General features: G+C 70.3%; 12 protein-coding genes, 2 rRNA genes and 1 pseudogene. All 15 read left to right on the top strand.

What is annotated here, in order from left to right:
• The first annotated feature begins 72 nt into the window (after positions 1-72).
• A 23S ribosomal RNA gene (locus H7A72_RS09110) occupies positions 73-3,184 on the top strand.
• A gap of 108 nt (positions 3,185-3,292) precedes the next feature.
• Positions 3,293-3,409, top strand: a 5S ribosomal RNA gene (gene rrf / locus H7A72_RS09105).
• A 381-nt stretch (positions 3,410-3,790) separates the two neighbouring features.
• Positions 3,791-4,552, top strand: a complete 762-nt coding sequence (locus tag H7A72_RS09100) for a lipopolysaccharide assembly protein LapB (RefSeq protein ID WP_185220334.1) — start codon at positions 3,791-3,793, stop codon at positions 4,550-4,552.
• Positions 4,549-5,547, top strand: coding sequence for an HAD-IIA family hydrolase (locus H7A72_RS09095; protein ID WP_223277587.1), 999 nt, complete (start codon positions 4,549-4,551; stop codon positions 5,545-5,547). The genes H7A72_RS09100 and H7A72_RS09095 overlap by 4 nt, the downstream gene beginning before the upstream one ends.
• A gap of 28 nt (positions 5,548-5,575) precedes the next feature.
• Complete coding sequence (locus H7A72_RS09090) at positions 5,576-6,088, top strand: hypothetical protein (RefSeq protein WP_185220333.1); 513 nt, start codon at positions 5,576-5,578, stop codon at positions 6,086-6,088.
• Positions 6,089-6,101: 13 nt separating this feature from the next.
• Entirely contained in the window at positions 6,102-6,314 is a 213-nt protein-coding gene (locus H7A72_RS09085; protein ID WP_185220332.1) for a hypothetical protein, read from the top strand.
• A 3-nt stretch (positions 6,315-6,317) separates the two neighbouring features.
• Entirely contained in the window at positions 6,318-7,124 is an 807-nt protein-coding gene (locus H7A72_RS09080; RefSeq protein ID WP_185220331.1) for a TlyA family RNA methyltransferase, read from the top strand.
• Positions 7,121-8,029, top strand: coding sequence for an NAD kinase (locus H7A72_RS09075; protein ID WP_185220330.1), 909 nt, complete (start codon positions 7,121-7,123; stop codon positions 8,027-8,029). The genes H7A72_RS09080 and H7A72_RS09075 overlap by 4 nt, the downstream gene beginning before the upstream one ends.
• A 1-nt stretch (position 8,030) precedes the next feature.
• Entirely contained in the window at positions 8,031-9,764 is a 1,734-nt protein-coding gene (gene recN / locus H7A72_RS09070) for a DNA repair protein RecN (RefSeq protein WP_185220329.1), read from the top strand.
• 31 nt (positions 9,765-9,795) lie between these two features.
• Positions 9,796-10,977: a putative cytokinetic ring protein SteA gene (gene steA / locus H7A72_RS09065; protein ID WP_185220328.1), complete on the top strand. Its 1,182-nt coding sequence runs from the start codon at positions 9,796-9,798 to the stop codon at positions 10,975-10,977.
• 36 nt (positions 10,978-11,013) lie between these two features.
• A pseudogene (locus H7A72_RS17170) lies at positions 11,014-11,139 on the top strand (copper transporter); the annotation flags it as partial.
• Between the two features lie 13 nt (positions 11,140-11,152).
• Entirely contained in the window at positions 11,153-11,956 is an 804-nt protein-coding gene (locus tag H7A72_RS09055; protein ID WP_185220327.1) for a copper transporter, read from the top strand.
• Positions 11,953-12,768 carry a hypothetical protein gene (locus H7A72_RS09050; protein WP_185220326.1) on the top strand — a complete coding sequence of 272 codons (816 nt, stop codon included), beginning with the start codon at positions 11,953-11,955 and terminating at the stop codon, positions 12,766-12,768. The genes H7A72_RS09055 and H7A72_RS09050 overlap by 4 nt, the downstream gene beginning before the upstream one ends.
• Positions 12,769-12,773: 5 nt before the next feature.
• On the top strand, positions 12,774-14,351 hold the full coding sequence (locus H7A72_RS09045) for a lipid II flippase MurJ (protein WP_185220325.1): 1,578 nt from the start codon (positions 12,774-12,776) through the stop codon (positions 14,349-14,351).
• Positions 14,348-15,406 (top strand): glycosyltransferase family 4 protein, encoded by a 1,059-nt coding sequence (locus H7A72_RS09040; protein WP_185220324.1) that lies wholly within the window; start codon positions 14,348-14,350, stop codon positions 15,404-15,406. The genes H7A72_RS09045 and H7A72_RS09040 overlap by 4 nt, the downstream gene beginning before the upstream one ends.

Here is a 15,406-nt window from a genome sequence, read left to right as displayed (position 1 = left end):
GTGGCTGGTTGGTGGGGTTGCCGCCCGTATGTTGAGAACTACACAGTGGACGCGAGCATCTTTATCTTTGTGGCTCAAGTTTTTAAGGGCGCACGGTGGATGCCTTGGCACCAGGAACCGAAGAAGGACGTAGGAATCTGCGATAAGCCTCGGGGAGTCGATAACCAGACTTTGATCCGAGGATTTCCGAATGGGGAAACCCGGCTGGAGGCAAGTCCAGTCACTCCTGTCTGAATATATAGGGCAGGTAGAGGGAACGCGGGGAAGTGAAACATCTCAGTACCCGCAGGAAGAGAAAACAATAGTGATTCCGTGAGTAGTGGCGAGCGAAAGCGGATGAGGCCAAACCGGGTCTGTGTGATAGCTGTCAGGCGTTGCAGGTTCGGGGTTGTGGGGCTTTTTGTTCCAGGACTGACATTCTGGGCTGGAGTGAGAAATTCATGTCATAGTCGAAGAGTCTTGAATGGCTCGGCATAGAGGGTGCGACCCCCGTAGACGAAATGGTGTGGACTCCGGATGATTGTTCCCAAGTAGCACGGGGCCCGTGAAATCTCGTGTGAATCTGGCGGGACCACCCGCTAAGCCTAAATATTCCCTGGTGACCGATAGCGGACAAGTACCGTGAGGGAAAGGTGAAAAGTACCCCGGGAGGGGAGTGAAATAGATCCTGAAACCGTGCGCTTACAATCCGTCGGAGCCTCCTTGTGGGGTGACGGCGTGCCTTTTGAAGAATGAGCCTGCGAGTTAGTGCTCAGTGGCGAGGTTAACCCGTGTGGGGAAGCCGTAGCGAAAGCGAGTCCGAATAGGGCGAATGAGTCGCTGGGTCTAGACCCGAAGCGGAGTGATCTACCCATGGCCAGGTTGAAGCGACGGTAAGACGTCGTGGAGGACCGAACCCACTTAGGTTGAAAACTGAGGGGATGAGCTGTGGGTAGGGGTGAAAGGCCAATCAAACTCCGTGATAGCTGGTTCTCCCCGAAATGCATTTAGGTGCAGCGTCACGTGTTTCTTGCCGGAGGTAGAGCTACTGGATAGCCGATGGGCCTCACCAGGTTACTGACGTTAGCCAAACTCCGAATGCCGGTAAGTGAGAGCGTGGCAGTGAGACTGCGGGGGATAAGCTCCGTAGTCGAGAGGGAAACAGCCCAGATCACCAGCTAAGGTCCCTAAGCGTGTGCTAAGTGGAAAAGGATGTGGAGTTGCCGTGACAACCAGGAGGTTGGCTTAGAAGCAGCCACCCTTTAAAGAGTGCGTAATAGCTCACTGGTCAAGTGATTCCGCGCCGACAATGTAGCGGGGCTCAAGCACACCACCGAAGCTGTGGCATTGACACACTGCTCGGCACCTTTGTGGTGTCCAGGCGTGTTGATGGGTAGGGGAGCGTCGTGTGGCGAGTGAAGCGGCGGAGTGATCCAGTCGTGGATGCCACACGAGTGAGAATGCAGGCATGAGTAGCGAATGACGGGTGAGAAACCCGTCCGCCGAATAACCAAGGGTTCCAGGGTCAAGCTATCTGCCCTGGGTAAGTCGGGACCTAAGGCGAGGCCGACAGGCGTAGTCGATGGACATCCGGTTGATATTCCGGAACCGGCGAAGAACCGCCCATGATGAATCCAGTGATGCTAAGCGCCTGAAGCTCACCGTTAGATGCCCTTCGGGGTGTCGCTGGTGGGTGGAACGCGTGACCCGAGCTGGTAGTAGTCAAGTGATGGGGAGACGCAGGAAGGTAGCCTCCGCGTGGCGATGGTTGTCCACGTCCAAGGGTGTAGGGAGTCAGGTAGGCAAATCCGCCTGGCACGTATCCTGAGACCTGATGGTGACCGCTTTAGCGGGAAGCAGGGTGATCCTATGCTGCCGAGAAAATCCTCTAGCGAGGTTCGAGCCGCCCGTACCCCAAACCGACTCAGGTGGTTAGGTAGAGAATACCAAGGCGATCGAGTGAATCGTGGTTAAGGAATTCGGCAAAATGCCCCCGTAACTTCGGGAGAAGGGGGGCCTGGACCCTGAAGCTCTTTACGGGCTAGGGGAAAGGGCCGCAGAGACCAGGGAGAAGCGACTGTTTACTAAAAACACAGGTCCGTGCGAAGTCGCAAGACGATGTATACGGACTGACGCCTGCCCGGTGCTGGAAGGTTAAGAGGACCGGTTAGCCCTTTGGGCGAAGCTGAGAATTTAAGCCCCAGTAAACGGCGGTGGTAACTATAACCATCCTAAGGTAGCGAAATTCCTTGTCGGGTAAGTTCCGACCTGCACGAATGGCGTAACGACTTCTCCACTGTCTCAACCGCGAACTCGGCGAAATTGCACTACGAGTAAAGATGCTCGTTACGCGCAGCAGGACGGAAAGACCCCGGGACCTTCACTATAGCTTGGTATTGGTGATCGGGACGGCTTGTGTAGGATAGGTGGGAGACTGTGAAGCATGCACGCCAGTGTGTGTGGAGTCATCGTTGAAATACCACTCTGGTCGTTCTGGTTATCTAACCTCGGTCCGTGATCCGGATCAGGGACATTGCCTGGTGGGTAGTTTAACTGGGGCGGTTGCCTCCTAAAATGTAACGGAGGCGCTCAAAGGTTCCCTCAGCCTGGTTGGCAATCAGGTGGCGAGTGCAAGTGTACAAGGGAGCTTGACTGCGAGACAGACATGTCGAGCAGGGACGAAAGTCGGAACTAGTGACCCGACGGTGGCTTGTGGAAGCGCCGTCGCTCAACGGATAAAAGGTACCCCGGGGATAACAGGCTGATCTTCCCCAAGAGTCCATATCGACGGGATGGTTTGGCACCTCGATGTCGGCTCGTCGCATCCTGGGGGTGGAGTAGCTCCCAAGGGTTGGGCTGTTCGCCCATTAAAGCGGCACGCGAGCTGGGTTTAGAACGTCGTGAGACAGTTCGGTCCCTATCCGCTGTGCGCGTAGGAAACTTGAGAGAGGCTGACCTTAGTACGAGAGGACCGGGTTGGACGAACCTCTGGTGTGTGAGTTGTTCTGCCAAGGGCACCGCTCATTAGCTACGTTCGGGAGTGATAACCGCTGAAAGCATCTAAGCGGGAAGCATGTCTCAAGATGAGGTTTCCATGAACTACGGTTCGAGAGGCTCCCAGTAGACTACTGGGTTGATAGGCCAGATGTGGAAGTGCAGCAATGCATGGAGCTGACTGGTACTAATAAGCCGATAACTTGATACACAACACAACCTTGTTGCGTTAAAGAAGAACAAAGATTGTTCGCGTCCACTGTGCAGTTCCCGAGATACGGTCGGGACACGATGATTGTCCACGGTATTTCCATAGAGTTACGGCTGTTATAGCGAAGGGGAAACGCCCGGTCCCATTCCGAACCCGGAAGCTAAGCCCTTCAGCGCCGATGGTACTGCACTGGTGACGGTGTGGGAGAGTAGGACGCAGCCGGACAAACATTCACGAAAGCCCCCCAGCCACCACGCTGGGGGGCTTTCGCCATTCCAGACCCGATTGCCGACCATCACGCCATGGTGTTGCGTCATGTGCCCAGGTCGGGAGAGTCTGGCCCGAGAAAACAGGTCAAGAGAGGTTGATGTCGTGGACGAAAGGTCGAGCAGGCCGGATCGTGGTCGTGGCGGGTCCGCGGGGCGCGGGGGCCAGGGTCCCCGCGGTGGTTCCGGAGGAGGCCGCGGTGGCCGGCCGGAGCGGCGTGGATCTTCCGGGCGACCCGAGCGCGGTGACCGTCAGGCACGCCCGGAGCGAGGTGGTCGTTCCGATCGTCGCGGAGCACCGCGGGAGGCTGACGCCGACAACCGCGGTGGGTCGCGGCTGGTGCCCAAGGAGGGCCGCAAGCCGGAGCCGGCGATCGCGCCGGACGTCACCGGGGCCGAGCTGGATCGCAGCGTGCGCCAGCAGCTGCGCACCCTGAGCAAGGAGAATGCGGACGGCGTGGCCCAGCACCTCGTCATGGTCGCCGCCCTGCTGGAGGCCGAGGACCTCGACGGTGCCGTGGCGCACGCGGAGACGGCGGTGCGACGGGCTGGTCGGGTGCCGGCCGCTCGCGAGGCGCTCGGCTTCGTCGCCTACCGCATGGGCGACTTCGCCCGGGCGCTCACCGAGTTCCGCACGGTCCGGCGACTGAGTGGGTCCTCGCACCTGCTGCCGCTCATGGTCGACTGCGAGCGGGGCCTCGGTCGTCCGGCGCGGGCGCTCGAGCTGCTCGGTTCGCCTGAGGCGCGTCAGCTGGGCCAGGAGGAGCAGGTCGAGCTGCTCATCGTGGGCTCCGGCATCCGTCGCGATATGGGTCAGCCGCAGGCCGCTGTCCTCGCCCTGCAGGGCCAGGTCGACAAGGTCAAGAACAAGCCGTGGGCTGCCCGCGTCTGGTACGCCTACGCCGACGCCCTGCTCGAGGTCGGTCGTGAGGCCGACGCGCGGTCGTGGTTTGCCAAGGCGGCTGTGGCCGACCAGGACGGCGAGACGGACGCGATCGAGCGCGTCGAGGAGCTCGACGGGGTGCACCTCCAGGAGGTGCCCGACAGCGACGTCCAGGCGGTGCCCGAGGGCGAAGGCGACGACACGACGTCGACGCCGTGACCCCGCCGGCGGCGGGTGACCAGCTGGCCGCGGCCTACGACGCGATCATCTGCGACATCGACGGCGTCGTCGTGGCCGGAGTATCGGCTGTGCCTCATGCGGTCGAGGCCCTCGGTGCTCTCGAGGTGCCGGTGGTCTTCGCCACCAACAACGCCTCGCGCACCCCGGCGCAGGTGGCCGAGCACGTGGCGGCTCTGGGTGTCCCGCTCACCGAGGGGGACGTGCTCACCAGCTCGCTGGCAGCAGCGCGGGTCCTCGCCGATCGGTATCCGCCGGGGAGCGAGGTGCTGGCGGTCGGTGGTGCCGGGGTCGGGGCCTCCCTTCGCGCTGTCGGTCTGCTGCCGGTGGCACCCGGGACGAAGGGGGCGCCGGTGGCCGTGCTCCAGGGGTACGGACCGCACGTGACGGCATCGGACCTCGGGGAGGCCGCCTGCGTCATCCGCGGGGGAGCCCGGTGGGTGGCGACGAACACCGACCTGACCCTGCCGACGGACCGGGGGCCCTTGCCGGGCAACGGGTCGCTCGTCGCAGCGGTGCGCAACTGCGTCGATGTCGACCCGGAGGTCATCGGGAAGCCGCACCCGCCGATGTACCAGCTGGCCGCCCGACGACTTGGCGTGGCGACCGACCGGGTGCTGGCGGTCGGGGACCGGCTGGAGACCGACATCGAGGGCGCGGTGGCCACCGGGATGGACGGTGCACTCGTCCTCACCGGCGTGCACGGGATCGGGGACGCGGCCGCGGCACCCGTCCAGCGGCGCCCGACCCACGTCCTCGAGGACCTGCGAGGTCTCGCCGCCCCGTACCCACCGGCCGAGCAGCACGATGGCTGGGCCGTGCGTGACCGGTCCCGCGCTCGGGTGGTCGACGGGCGCCTCGAGGTCGAGGGCGGTGGCATCGACGCAGACCGGGCGCGCCTGGACGCACTGTGGTCGGCCGTCGACGCGGGGTTGATCACGCCGGCAGACGCGAGCCGGCTCGTCTTCAGCCGGTAGCGTGGGACGCCCCGACCCGAGGAGTGACGTGGACCCCGTACGTGGACTGATCCATCTGGGCCTGAAGACGACCGAGGCGACTCTCGACCGGGTGCTCGCCGTCGTGCGTCTGGTCGACACCATGCTCGTCTCGAGCGCGGTGCCGCCCGTGCGTGAGCGCACCGACAGCACGCCGACCTGGCCCCAGGAGGAGCAGGGCGACCTCGACGCGCTGAGCACGGCGCTGCGCGAGCGCGTCGTGGCCGACGAGGTTTCGACTGCACCGGTGACCGGACCGACGGCATCCACGCCGGCCACGAAGCGCCCGGCGCGCAAGGCGCCTGCCCGGCGCTCGACGTCGACGGCGGCGAAGAAGGCGGCCACCAAGACGTCTGCGGCGCCGGCGAAGGCCACTGCGAGGAAGGCTGCGGCCAAGAAGTCTGTGCCGGCGAAGAGGGCCACTGCGAAGAAGGCCACTGCGAAGAAGGCGTCTGCGAAGAAGGCGACGACCGCCAAGACCGCCTCGCCGGCCTCGACCCAGCCCGTGCTCCCCGATGCCTGAGGAGGCCACACCCGTGCCGGAGGCCCCGCGGCCCACTCCGGGCGACCTCGCCCCCAGAGCTCCCGAGCCGATGCCCGAGGGCACCCCGGAGACGGGCGACCTCGTCGTCGACGCGGCGTTGCGTGACCTCGCCGTCGTCGACCCCGAGGACCTCGACACGGTGCTGAATGCGGGGGAGTCGGTGCACGGCACCCTGACCTCGCGCCTGTCCGACCTCGGGACCTGACGGGTGCCCGAGACGACCCGACTGGACCTCGCCCTCGTCGAGCGCGGCCTGGCGCGCAGCCGCACCCGGGCGCGCGAGCTCGTCGAGTCGGGCCAGGTGCGCGTGGCCGGGCAAGTGGCCACCAAGTCCTCGCAGCAGGTCACGCCGGACGCCCCCGTCGAGGTCGCCGGTGACGCCGATCGGTGGGTCGGTCGAGCGGCCGGCAAGCTGCTCGGGGCTCTCGACGCCTTCGAGCTCGAGGTCCAAGGCCGTCGGGCACTCGACATCGGCGCCTGCACCGGCGGGTTCACCCAGGTCCTCCTCGAGCACGGTGCCGACCACGTCATCGCCCTCGACGTCGGGCACGACCAGCTCGCGCCGGAGCTGGCCGCCGACCCGCGGGTGACCGACCGCAGCGGCACGACGATCCGAGGCCTCGCCCCGCACGACATCGGGGGCCCGGTCCCCCTGGCCGTCGGGGACCTGAGCTTCATCTCCCTTCGTCTCGTGCTCGCCGAGATCGCGGACCTGCTCACCGACGACGGTTACGCGGTGCTCCTGATCAAGCCGCAGTTCGAGGTGGGCCGGGACCGGCTCGGGCGCAAGGGCGTGGTCACCGACCCCGCCGCCCGACGTGCAGCCATCACCGGGGTGCTCGAGCGTGCCGCCGAGGTGCGGCTCGCGGTCCTGGGCATCGCCCGCAGCCCGGTGCGTGGGGGAGAGGGCAACCACGAGTACCTCGTCCACCTGACCCGGCGCACGGGTGTCGGCCTGACGTGGCAGGCTCAGACCGACATCGCCCACGAGCTGGTCCAGGAGGAGGCCCGATGACCCAGCGGCGTGTGCTGCTCATGGCGCACCCGAGCCGGCCCGAGGCCCTCGAGGTCGCGATGGGCGTTGCCGACAAGCTCGCCCAGGCCGACATCGAGGTGCGCCTGCCCGCGGGCGAGCTCGGCGAGAGCCTGCTCGGCCAGCACCCTGGCGTCGTGGTCCACGACGGAGACCGGCCGGCCGACGGTGTCGAGCTCGTCGTGGTGCTCGGTGGTGACGGGACGATCCTGCGCGGTGCCGAGGCGGCCCGCGGCAGTGGAGTCCCGCTGCTGGGCGTCAACCTCGGGCACGTCGGCTTCCTCGCCGAGGCCGAGCGCGAGGACGTCGACGCGACCGTCGAGCACATCGTCGAGCGCATGTACGAGGTCGAGGAGCGGATGGCCCTCGACGTCGTCGCGACCCTCGACGGGCAGGAGATCGCCCGCAGCTGGGCACTCAACGAGGTCACCGTCGAAAAGGCCTCCCGCGAGCGGATGCTCGTGCTCACCGTCGAGATCGACGGCCGGCCCCTCTCCACGTGGGGGTGCGACGGCGTCGTCATGGCCACCCCGACCGGCTCGACGGCCTATGCCTTCTCCGCGGGCGGCCCCGTCGTCTGGCCGGGGGTCGAGGCGATGCTCGTCGTGCCGATCAGCGCCCACGCCCTCTTCGCCCGCCCCCTCGTCGTCGCACCCACGTCGGCGCTGGCCGTCGACCTCGTCCCCGGCACCGAGGGCCACGGCGTGCTGTGGTGCGACGGCCGGCGGGCGGTCGACCTGCCGCCGGGGGCGCGCATCGAGGTCAGCCGCTCGGAGGAGCCGGTGCGACTGGCCCGGCTGAGCAGCTCGCCCTTCACCGACCGGCTCGTCGCGAAGTTCGACCTGTCCGTCCACGGCTGGCGCGGCCGCAACCGCTCGGGGGCCTGACGTGCTGCGCGAGCTGCGGATCCGCGACCTCGGGGTGATCGAGGACGCCACCCTCACCCTCGATCCCGGCCTGACCGTCGTCACCGGCGAGACCGGAGCGGGCAAGACCATGGTCGTCACCGGCCTGGGGCTGGTGCTCGGGGGCCGCGCCGATGCGGCCCTCGTGCGCACCGGGAGCGACGAGGCGGTCGTCGAGGCCGAGCTCGAGCTGGCCGACGACCACCCGGCCCGAGCGGTCGCCGAGGACGTCGGTGGCGTCGCCGACGAGCCCGAGCTGCTCCTGTCGCGCACGGTCTCCTCCGCCGGCCGCAGCCGCGCCCACGTGGGCGGTCGCCGGGCACCGGTCGGCACCCTCGCCGACCTCGGCGAGGGCCTCGTCGCCGTCCACGGGCAGGCCGACCAGTGGCGCCTGAAGCGTCCCTCGCAGCACCGTGCCCTTCTCGATGCCTTCGGGGGCGACGAGGTCGCCGATCCGGCGGCGCAGGTCGCGCAGGCGCACCGCACCTGGCACGAGGCGAAGGGGGAGCTGGACCGCCTGGTCGAGGGGGAGCGCACCCGCCTGCAGGAGGTCGAGCTGCTCACCCACCAGCTCGAGCAGATCGACGGCGTCGAGCCGCAGCCCGGCGAGGACGTCGAGCTCGCCCGCGAGGCCGAGCGCCTCGGCCACGCCGAGGAGCTGCGCACCGGGGCCGACACCGCCCACCGGCTGCTGTCCGACCCCGACAGCTTCGACGGCGACGACGTCGTCGGTCGGGTGGCCCGGGCAGCCGGCGAGCTGGAGCGGCTCGCCGACCACGACCCGCAGCTGTCCGACCTGCACCGTCGCCTGGCCGAGGTCGGCGTGCTCGCCGCCGAGCTGGCGACCGAGCTGTCGGGCTACGCCGCGGACATCGAGGCCGACCCGGCACGCCTGGGGGCCGTCGAGGAGCGGCGGGCCGCCCTGCACGAGCTCACCCGGCGCTACGGCGACGACGTCGCGGCCGTGCTGCGTCACCGCGATGCCTCCCGAGAGCGACTGCAGGGCCTGCTCGGGGCCGACGAGCGGATCGAGGCGCTCACCGCGCAGGTCGCCGAGGCGGAGCAACAGCTCGCCGAGGCGGCCACCCGACTCACCGAGGCCCGGACCGCTGCCGCGGCCGGGCTCTCCCGCGCCGTCGAGGACGAGCTCGCCCACCTGGGCATGGACAAGGCCCGGGTCGAGGTGGCCGTCGAGCCCCGCGGCGACGAGTCGGCGCTCGAGGTGACGTCGGCTGACGGGACCACCCGGCGGGTCGGACCCGATGGGGCCGATGTCGTCGAGGTCCGGGTCGCCGCCAACCGTGGCGCCCCGCCCCGTTCGGTCGCCAAGGCCGCGTCCGGGGGTGAGCTGAGCCGGATCATGCTGGCCATCGAGGTCGCGACCGCCGGGTCGACCGGCAGCCAGGTCCCCACCTTCGTCTTCGACGAGGTGGACGCCGGTGTCGGTGGCCGCGCGGCCCTCGACGTCGGGGCCCGGCTCGCGGCGCTGGCCTGCACCAGTCAGGTCATCGTCGTGACGCACTTGGCGCAGGTGGCGGCCCACGCCGACCGTCACCTCGTCGTGCACAAGGCCCACGGCGACCAGGTGACCGCGAGCGGGGTGCGCCCCGTCGAGGGCGACGAGCGACTCGGAGAGCTCTCCCGGATGATGGGTGGCGACGACTCGAGCGTGGGCCTGCGGCACGCCCACGAGCTGCTCGAGCAGTGTCGCCGCTGAGCCGCGACGGCTTCGTGGGACGATGCACCGGATGGCCCTTCGACGCACGCGCGATTCCGCCCGCCACCAGGCGCTGCCCGGTGTCCGCGGGCGTCTGCGGATCGACCGGCGGACCAAGAGCCTGACCAAGCGACTGCGTCCCGGTGAGATCGCCGTCATCGACCACTCCGACATCGACCGGGTGAGCGGCGAGGCCCTCGTCGCGTGCCAGCCGATCGCCGTGGTCAACGCCGGGCGCTCGATCAGCGGTCGCTACCCCAACGTCGGCCCGCAGATCATCGTCGACGCGGGCATCCCGCTCCTCGATGTCGACGACGAGGAGCTGCTCGACCGCCTCAAGGACGGCGCGACGGCCAGCGTCGACGGGGACACCATCCACCTGGCCCGCGAGAGCATCACCGGCAGCCGGTGGGACAGCGACCAGATCGCGGCCGCCATGGACTCCGCGCGCGCCGGGCTCGGCACCCAGCTCGAGGCCTTCGCCGCCAACACCATGGAGTACCTCAACCGCGAGCGCGACCTGCTCTTCGACGGGGTCGGCGTCCCCGAGATCGCGACGGACCTGCGGGGCCGCCACGCGCTCATCGTCGTGCGTGGGTACCACTACAAGGAGGACCTCGCCGCCCTTCGTCACTACATCCGCGAGTACAAGCCGGTCCTCATCGGGGTCGACGGGGGCGCCGACGCGCTCGTCGAGGCGGGCCACCGGCCCGACCTCATCGTCGGTGACATGGACTCCGTCTCGGACACGGTGCTCGGCTGCGGGGCGGAGGTCGTCGTGCACGCCTACCGCACCGGTGAGGCACCAGGCGTGGCCCGGGTCGAGGCGCTGGGCGTGACGCCCGTGGTCTTCCCGGCGACGGGCACGAGCGAGGACATCGCCATGCTCCTCGCGGACGACAAGGGAGCCCAGCTCATCGTCGCGGTCGGGACGCACGCGACGCTCGTCGAGTTCCTCGACAAGGGCCGGGCGGGCATGTCGAGCACCTTCCTCACCCGGCTGCGGGTGGGCAGCAAGCTCATCGACGCGAAGGGGGTCAGCCGGCTCTACCGCACGCGCATCTCCTCGTGGTGGCTGCTCGGGCTGGCCCTGGTCTGCCTCTTCTCGCTCTTCGTCGCCCTCTGGGCGACACCCACCGGCCAGGCTGCACTGCAACTGCTCGGGGCCCGTTGGGACGACCTGTGGGCCCTCGTCGAAGGACTCCTCACGTGATCGACTTCAGGTACCACCTCGTCTCCCTCGCGGGCCGTGCTCATCGCCCTGTCGATCGGGATCGTGCTCGGGGCCGGGCCGCTCAACGACAACATCGGCAGCACCCTGTCGGGCGAGGTCACCAAGCTGCGCCAGGAGAAGGAGGAGCTGCGCCGCCAGGCCAAGGAGGATCAGCGTGGCCTCGAGGCGCGCGACGCCTACGACGAGCAGACCCTGCCCGGGGTCCGGCGACCGGCTCGTCGAGCGCACCGCCACGGTCGTCGTGCTGCCCGAGGCGGCCGACGACGACGTGCAGGAGGCGCGCGACGTCCTCGAGGAGTCGGGGGCGAGCGTCGCCGACACCGTGGAGGTCGACGCCGACTGGGCGGCCGCGGGAGACGCGTCCGCGGACGAGCGGGATCGCACCGGCGACGGCGCCCTGCGCGACCTCGGCGTGGATGCCGAGGTCCCCGACGGGGCGCAGACCGTCGACCAGGCCCTCGCGGTCGTCGTCACCGGTCGGGAGCGGGCGGGGTCGACCGAGCGGGTCGAGCGCTCGGCACGGGACGCCGCCTGGACGCGGTTGCGCGACGCCGGGCTCGTCGAGGGTCCCGCACAGGCCCCGGCTGCCGCCGACCTCGTCGTGGTCGTCGGAGGACCGGTCGCGGCCGAGTCGGCTGACGACACCTCGGGGTCCGTCGACCGCGCCGCCGAGGCGACCGCCGCCACCTGGGTGGCCCTGACCCACCTCGTGCAGAACCACGCCGACGGAACCGTGCTCGCCGCGCCCGAGGCCGAGGAGGGGTCCGCCGACGCCTCGCCCGTGACCATGGCGCGCACGCAGGGCTCACTCGCCGAGGGGGTGTCGACGGTCGACGACCCTGACCTGCCCATGGGCCGGGCGGCCATCGTCCTGGCTCTCGACGAGCAGCTCGACGGCGGCTCCGGCCACTACGGCATCGGAGCCGGAGCGGATGCCCCGGTGCCCGAGGGCACATGAGCGTCGTCGTCACCGGCCTCGCCGGGATCGGCCTGACCCGAGCGCTCACCGGGCTCGGCCGCCGACTGCCCGAGGCCGCACGCGCCCCGTGGGCCCGACGCAACCACGCCGGCGTGCCGGTGACCCTCCTCGAGGGACCCGTCGTCGTGCTCGCGGCAGCGGCCACAGCCACGACGGGGGCCCGCGATGCCGGCACGGCCCTCGTCGTGCTGGCACCCGGCCTGCTCGGCGGGCTCGACGACCTCGTCGGCGACGGCACGACCAAGGGGCTGCACGGGCACCTCGGTGCACTGCGGCGTGGTCGCGTGACGACGGGCGCGCTCAAGATCCTCGGCCTGGGCGCCACTGCTGTCCTCGCTGCGCACCTCGAGACACGAGGCAGCACCCGACAGGGGGTGGGGCAGAGCGTCGCCGGGACCGCCGTCGACGCCGTCGTCGTCGCCGGCACCGCCAACCTCGTCAACCTGCTCGACCTGCGCCCCGGGCGGGCGCTCAAGGTGACCACCACGGCAGGGGCTCTGCTCAGCGTGCCCCGATCAGCGCGACCGCTGGGGGTGACCCTCGTCGGGGTCGGCCTCGGCGCCCTGCCCGAGGACCTCGCGGGCGAGACGATGCTCGGCGACTGCGGGGCCAACGCGCTCGGTGCGCTCGTCGGGCTGGCCCTCGTCCGTGGTCTCGGCCCCCGGGGACGTGTCGCCGTCGCCGGGGTGGTCACCGGCCTGACGCTGCTGTCGGAGCGGGTGAGCTTCACCCGGGTCATCGAGTCGACCCCCGTGCTGCGCGAGCTCGACGCCTGGGGCCGACCACGGTGAGCCGGGTGGCCCGGGACGCCGGCACCGTCGCGGTGGTCACGGCCGTGGCGAGGGTCGTCGGCCTCGTGCGCTGGCTCGTCTTCGCCTGGGCGGTGGGCGCGACCGGCGTCGGCACCGTCTACCAGAGCGTCAACACGGTGCCCAACATCGTCTACGAGATCGCCGCCGGGGGCGTCCTGGCCGCTGTGGTCGTCCCGCTCGTCGCGGCCCGCGTCGGTGCCGGCGGCGCCGAGAGCGCCGACGACGTCGCCTCTGCCCTCCTCACCCGCACCCTCGTGGTGCTGCTGCCGCTCGCCCTGCTCGTGGCGGGGGTCGCCCCCTTCGTCAGCCGGATGCTCCTGGGTGACCTCGAGGTCGACGGGGCCGTGCCGCTCGGTACCCGGCTGCTCGTCGTCTTCAGCCCGCAAGTGGTGCTCTACGGACTGGGCATCGTCGTCTCCGGAGTGCTGCAGGCGCACCGGCGCTTCCTCGCGGCGGCGATCGCCCCGCTGCTCTCGAGCCTCGTCGTCATCGTCACCTACGTGCTGTGGGCCCTCGTCGTGCCCGCCGGCACGACGCCGGCCGGCGTGACCTCGGGTGAGCTGCTCCTCCTCGGTGGTGGCACGACCCTCGGAGTCGTCGCGCTGTCGCTGCCGCTCCTCGTCGTGGCCGAGCGGGCGGGGATCCGGCTGCGGCCACGCTGGCGCCTCGCGCCCGAGACGGCGGCGCGGGCCCGGACCCTCGCTGCCGCCGGGGTCGTCGCGCTGCTGGCCCAGCAGGCCACCGTGCTCGCCACGCTCACCGTGGCCAACCGGGCCGGGGGCGACGGCACCCTCGTCGTGCAGAACTACGTCCAGGCTCTCTACCTGCTGCCCTATGCGGTCCTCGCGGTGCCGGTCGCCACGGCGGTCTTCCCGGTCCTCGCGGCCGCTGCGGACGAAGGGAGCCAGACCTCCGTCGCCGAGACGCTCGCCGCGTCGCTGCGTGCCGTCGTCGTCCTCGCCGCGTCGGCCGCCGCCGGGCTGGTCGCCGCGGCCGGCGCGGTGGGGCTGGTCTTCACCGCGATCGACCGCAGCGCCGAGGGCGCGGCCGCGCTCGCCGCGATGCCGGAGGCCCTCGTCGCGATGGCCCCCGGACTCCTCGGCTTCAGCATCGCCGCCGTGGCGCTGCGGGCGCTCTACGCCCGAGGCCGTGCGCTCGTCGCCGGCACGATCATGGCCGCGGGGTGGCTCGTCGCCGCGCTCCTGCCGCTGCTGCTGCTCGCCGGGACGGGTGGCGCCCGACGCACCCTCGTGGGCCTCGGGCTCGCCTCGTCACTCGGGATGACCGTCGCCGGTGTGGGGCTGCTCGTGCGGGTCCGGCGCGACTGGGGGCGCGGCGCGCTCGCCGGTCTGCCCCGGGTCCTGCTCCTCGCCGCCGCCGCGCTCGCCCTCGGCCTGGCGGTGCACGTCGGCCTGCGCGAGCGCTGGCCGGACGACGCCGTGACGGCCACGCTTGCGGGTGCTGTCGTGGCGCTCGTCGTCGCCGGCGGGGTGCTGCTCGGCGGGCTGGGGCTCGACCCGACGCTGCGCTCACGTCTGCCCGGGCGGCGGGTCACCCGATGAGGATCCTGCTGTGCCTCGCCTCGGCCGCCGGAGGGATCGGCACGCACGTGGCCGACCTCTCCCGGTCGCTGTCCGCGGCCGGCCACGACGTGCACGTCGCGACCGACCCGGCGACGCGGGCGCGCTTCGACCTGCCGGGAGAGTCGATGCTCACCGTCGGCGAGGTGCGGGCGTTCGGTCGGGGAGCCGACGTCGTCCACGCCCACGGGTTCCGGGCCGGGCTCGTCGCCACGACGGCGATGGCGACGCTCGCTCCCTTCGGCGCAGGCGTGCCGGTCGTCGTCAGCCTGCACAACCCGATCCGGGGCGCAGGGTCCTCGCCGCGTCGCCTTGCCGGCGAGGTGGCTGCGCGCGCAGTGGTGCGTCGGGCCGCGCTCGTCACCGGGGCGAGCAGCGATCTCGTCGCCGACGCCCGGGCGCTCGGCGCTCGGCGGGCCGAGCTCGCCGAGGTGCCCTCCCCGCGCGTCCCGACGCTCCTGGCCACCGACCGCGCAGGATGGCGGGCGGCGCACCGTGACGCGCTGCTGGCGCGGCACGACCTGGCGGGGGAGACCCCCTTCGTCCTGACGATCGCGAGGGTCGCCCCGCAGAAGGGCATCGACGTCCTCGCCGAGGCCGCCGCCGGTGCCCCCGGGCAGTGGGGGCTCGTCGGGCCGGGTCAGCAGGACCTGGCAGCGGACGGACCCCTGTACCTGCTCGGCGAGACCGCCGACGCCACCCCGTGGCTGCTGGCGGGCGACGTGCTCGTCGTGCCGAGCGAGTGGGAGGCCCGCGCGCTCGTCGTGCAGGAGGCCATGGCCGCCGGGACCCCCGTCGTCGCCCGACGCGTCGGTGGCCTGCCCGACCTGCTCGACGGTGTCGGCCTGCTCGTCGACGGGCCCCAGGAGGCGTCGGCCGGTCCGCTCGCCCGTGCCGTGGCGGCGGTCCTCGACCACCCGGACCGGGCTGCGCACGCCGCGCTGGCCGCCCGGGAGCGGGCGCGGGGCTGGGACGGGCTCGACGACAGCGCAACTCGCTGGGTGCAGCGTTACCGAGCACTCGCCCACGTGACGTAG

The sequence above is a fragment of the Janibacter sp. YB324 genome (assembly GCF_014217915.1).
Taxonomy (GTDB): domain Bacteria; phylum Actinomycetota; class Actinomycetes; order Actinomycetales; family Dermatophilaceae; genus Janibacter; species Janibacter indicus.
This window is presented reverse-complemented; position numbering and strand designations above follow the sequence as displayed.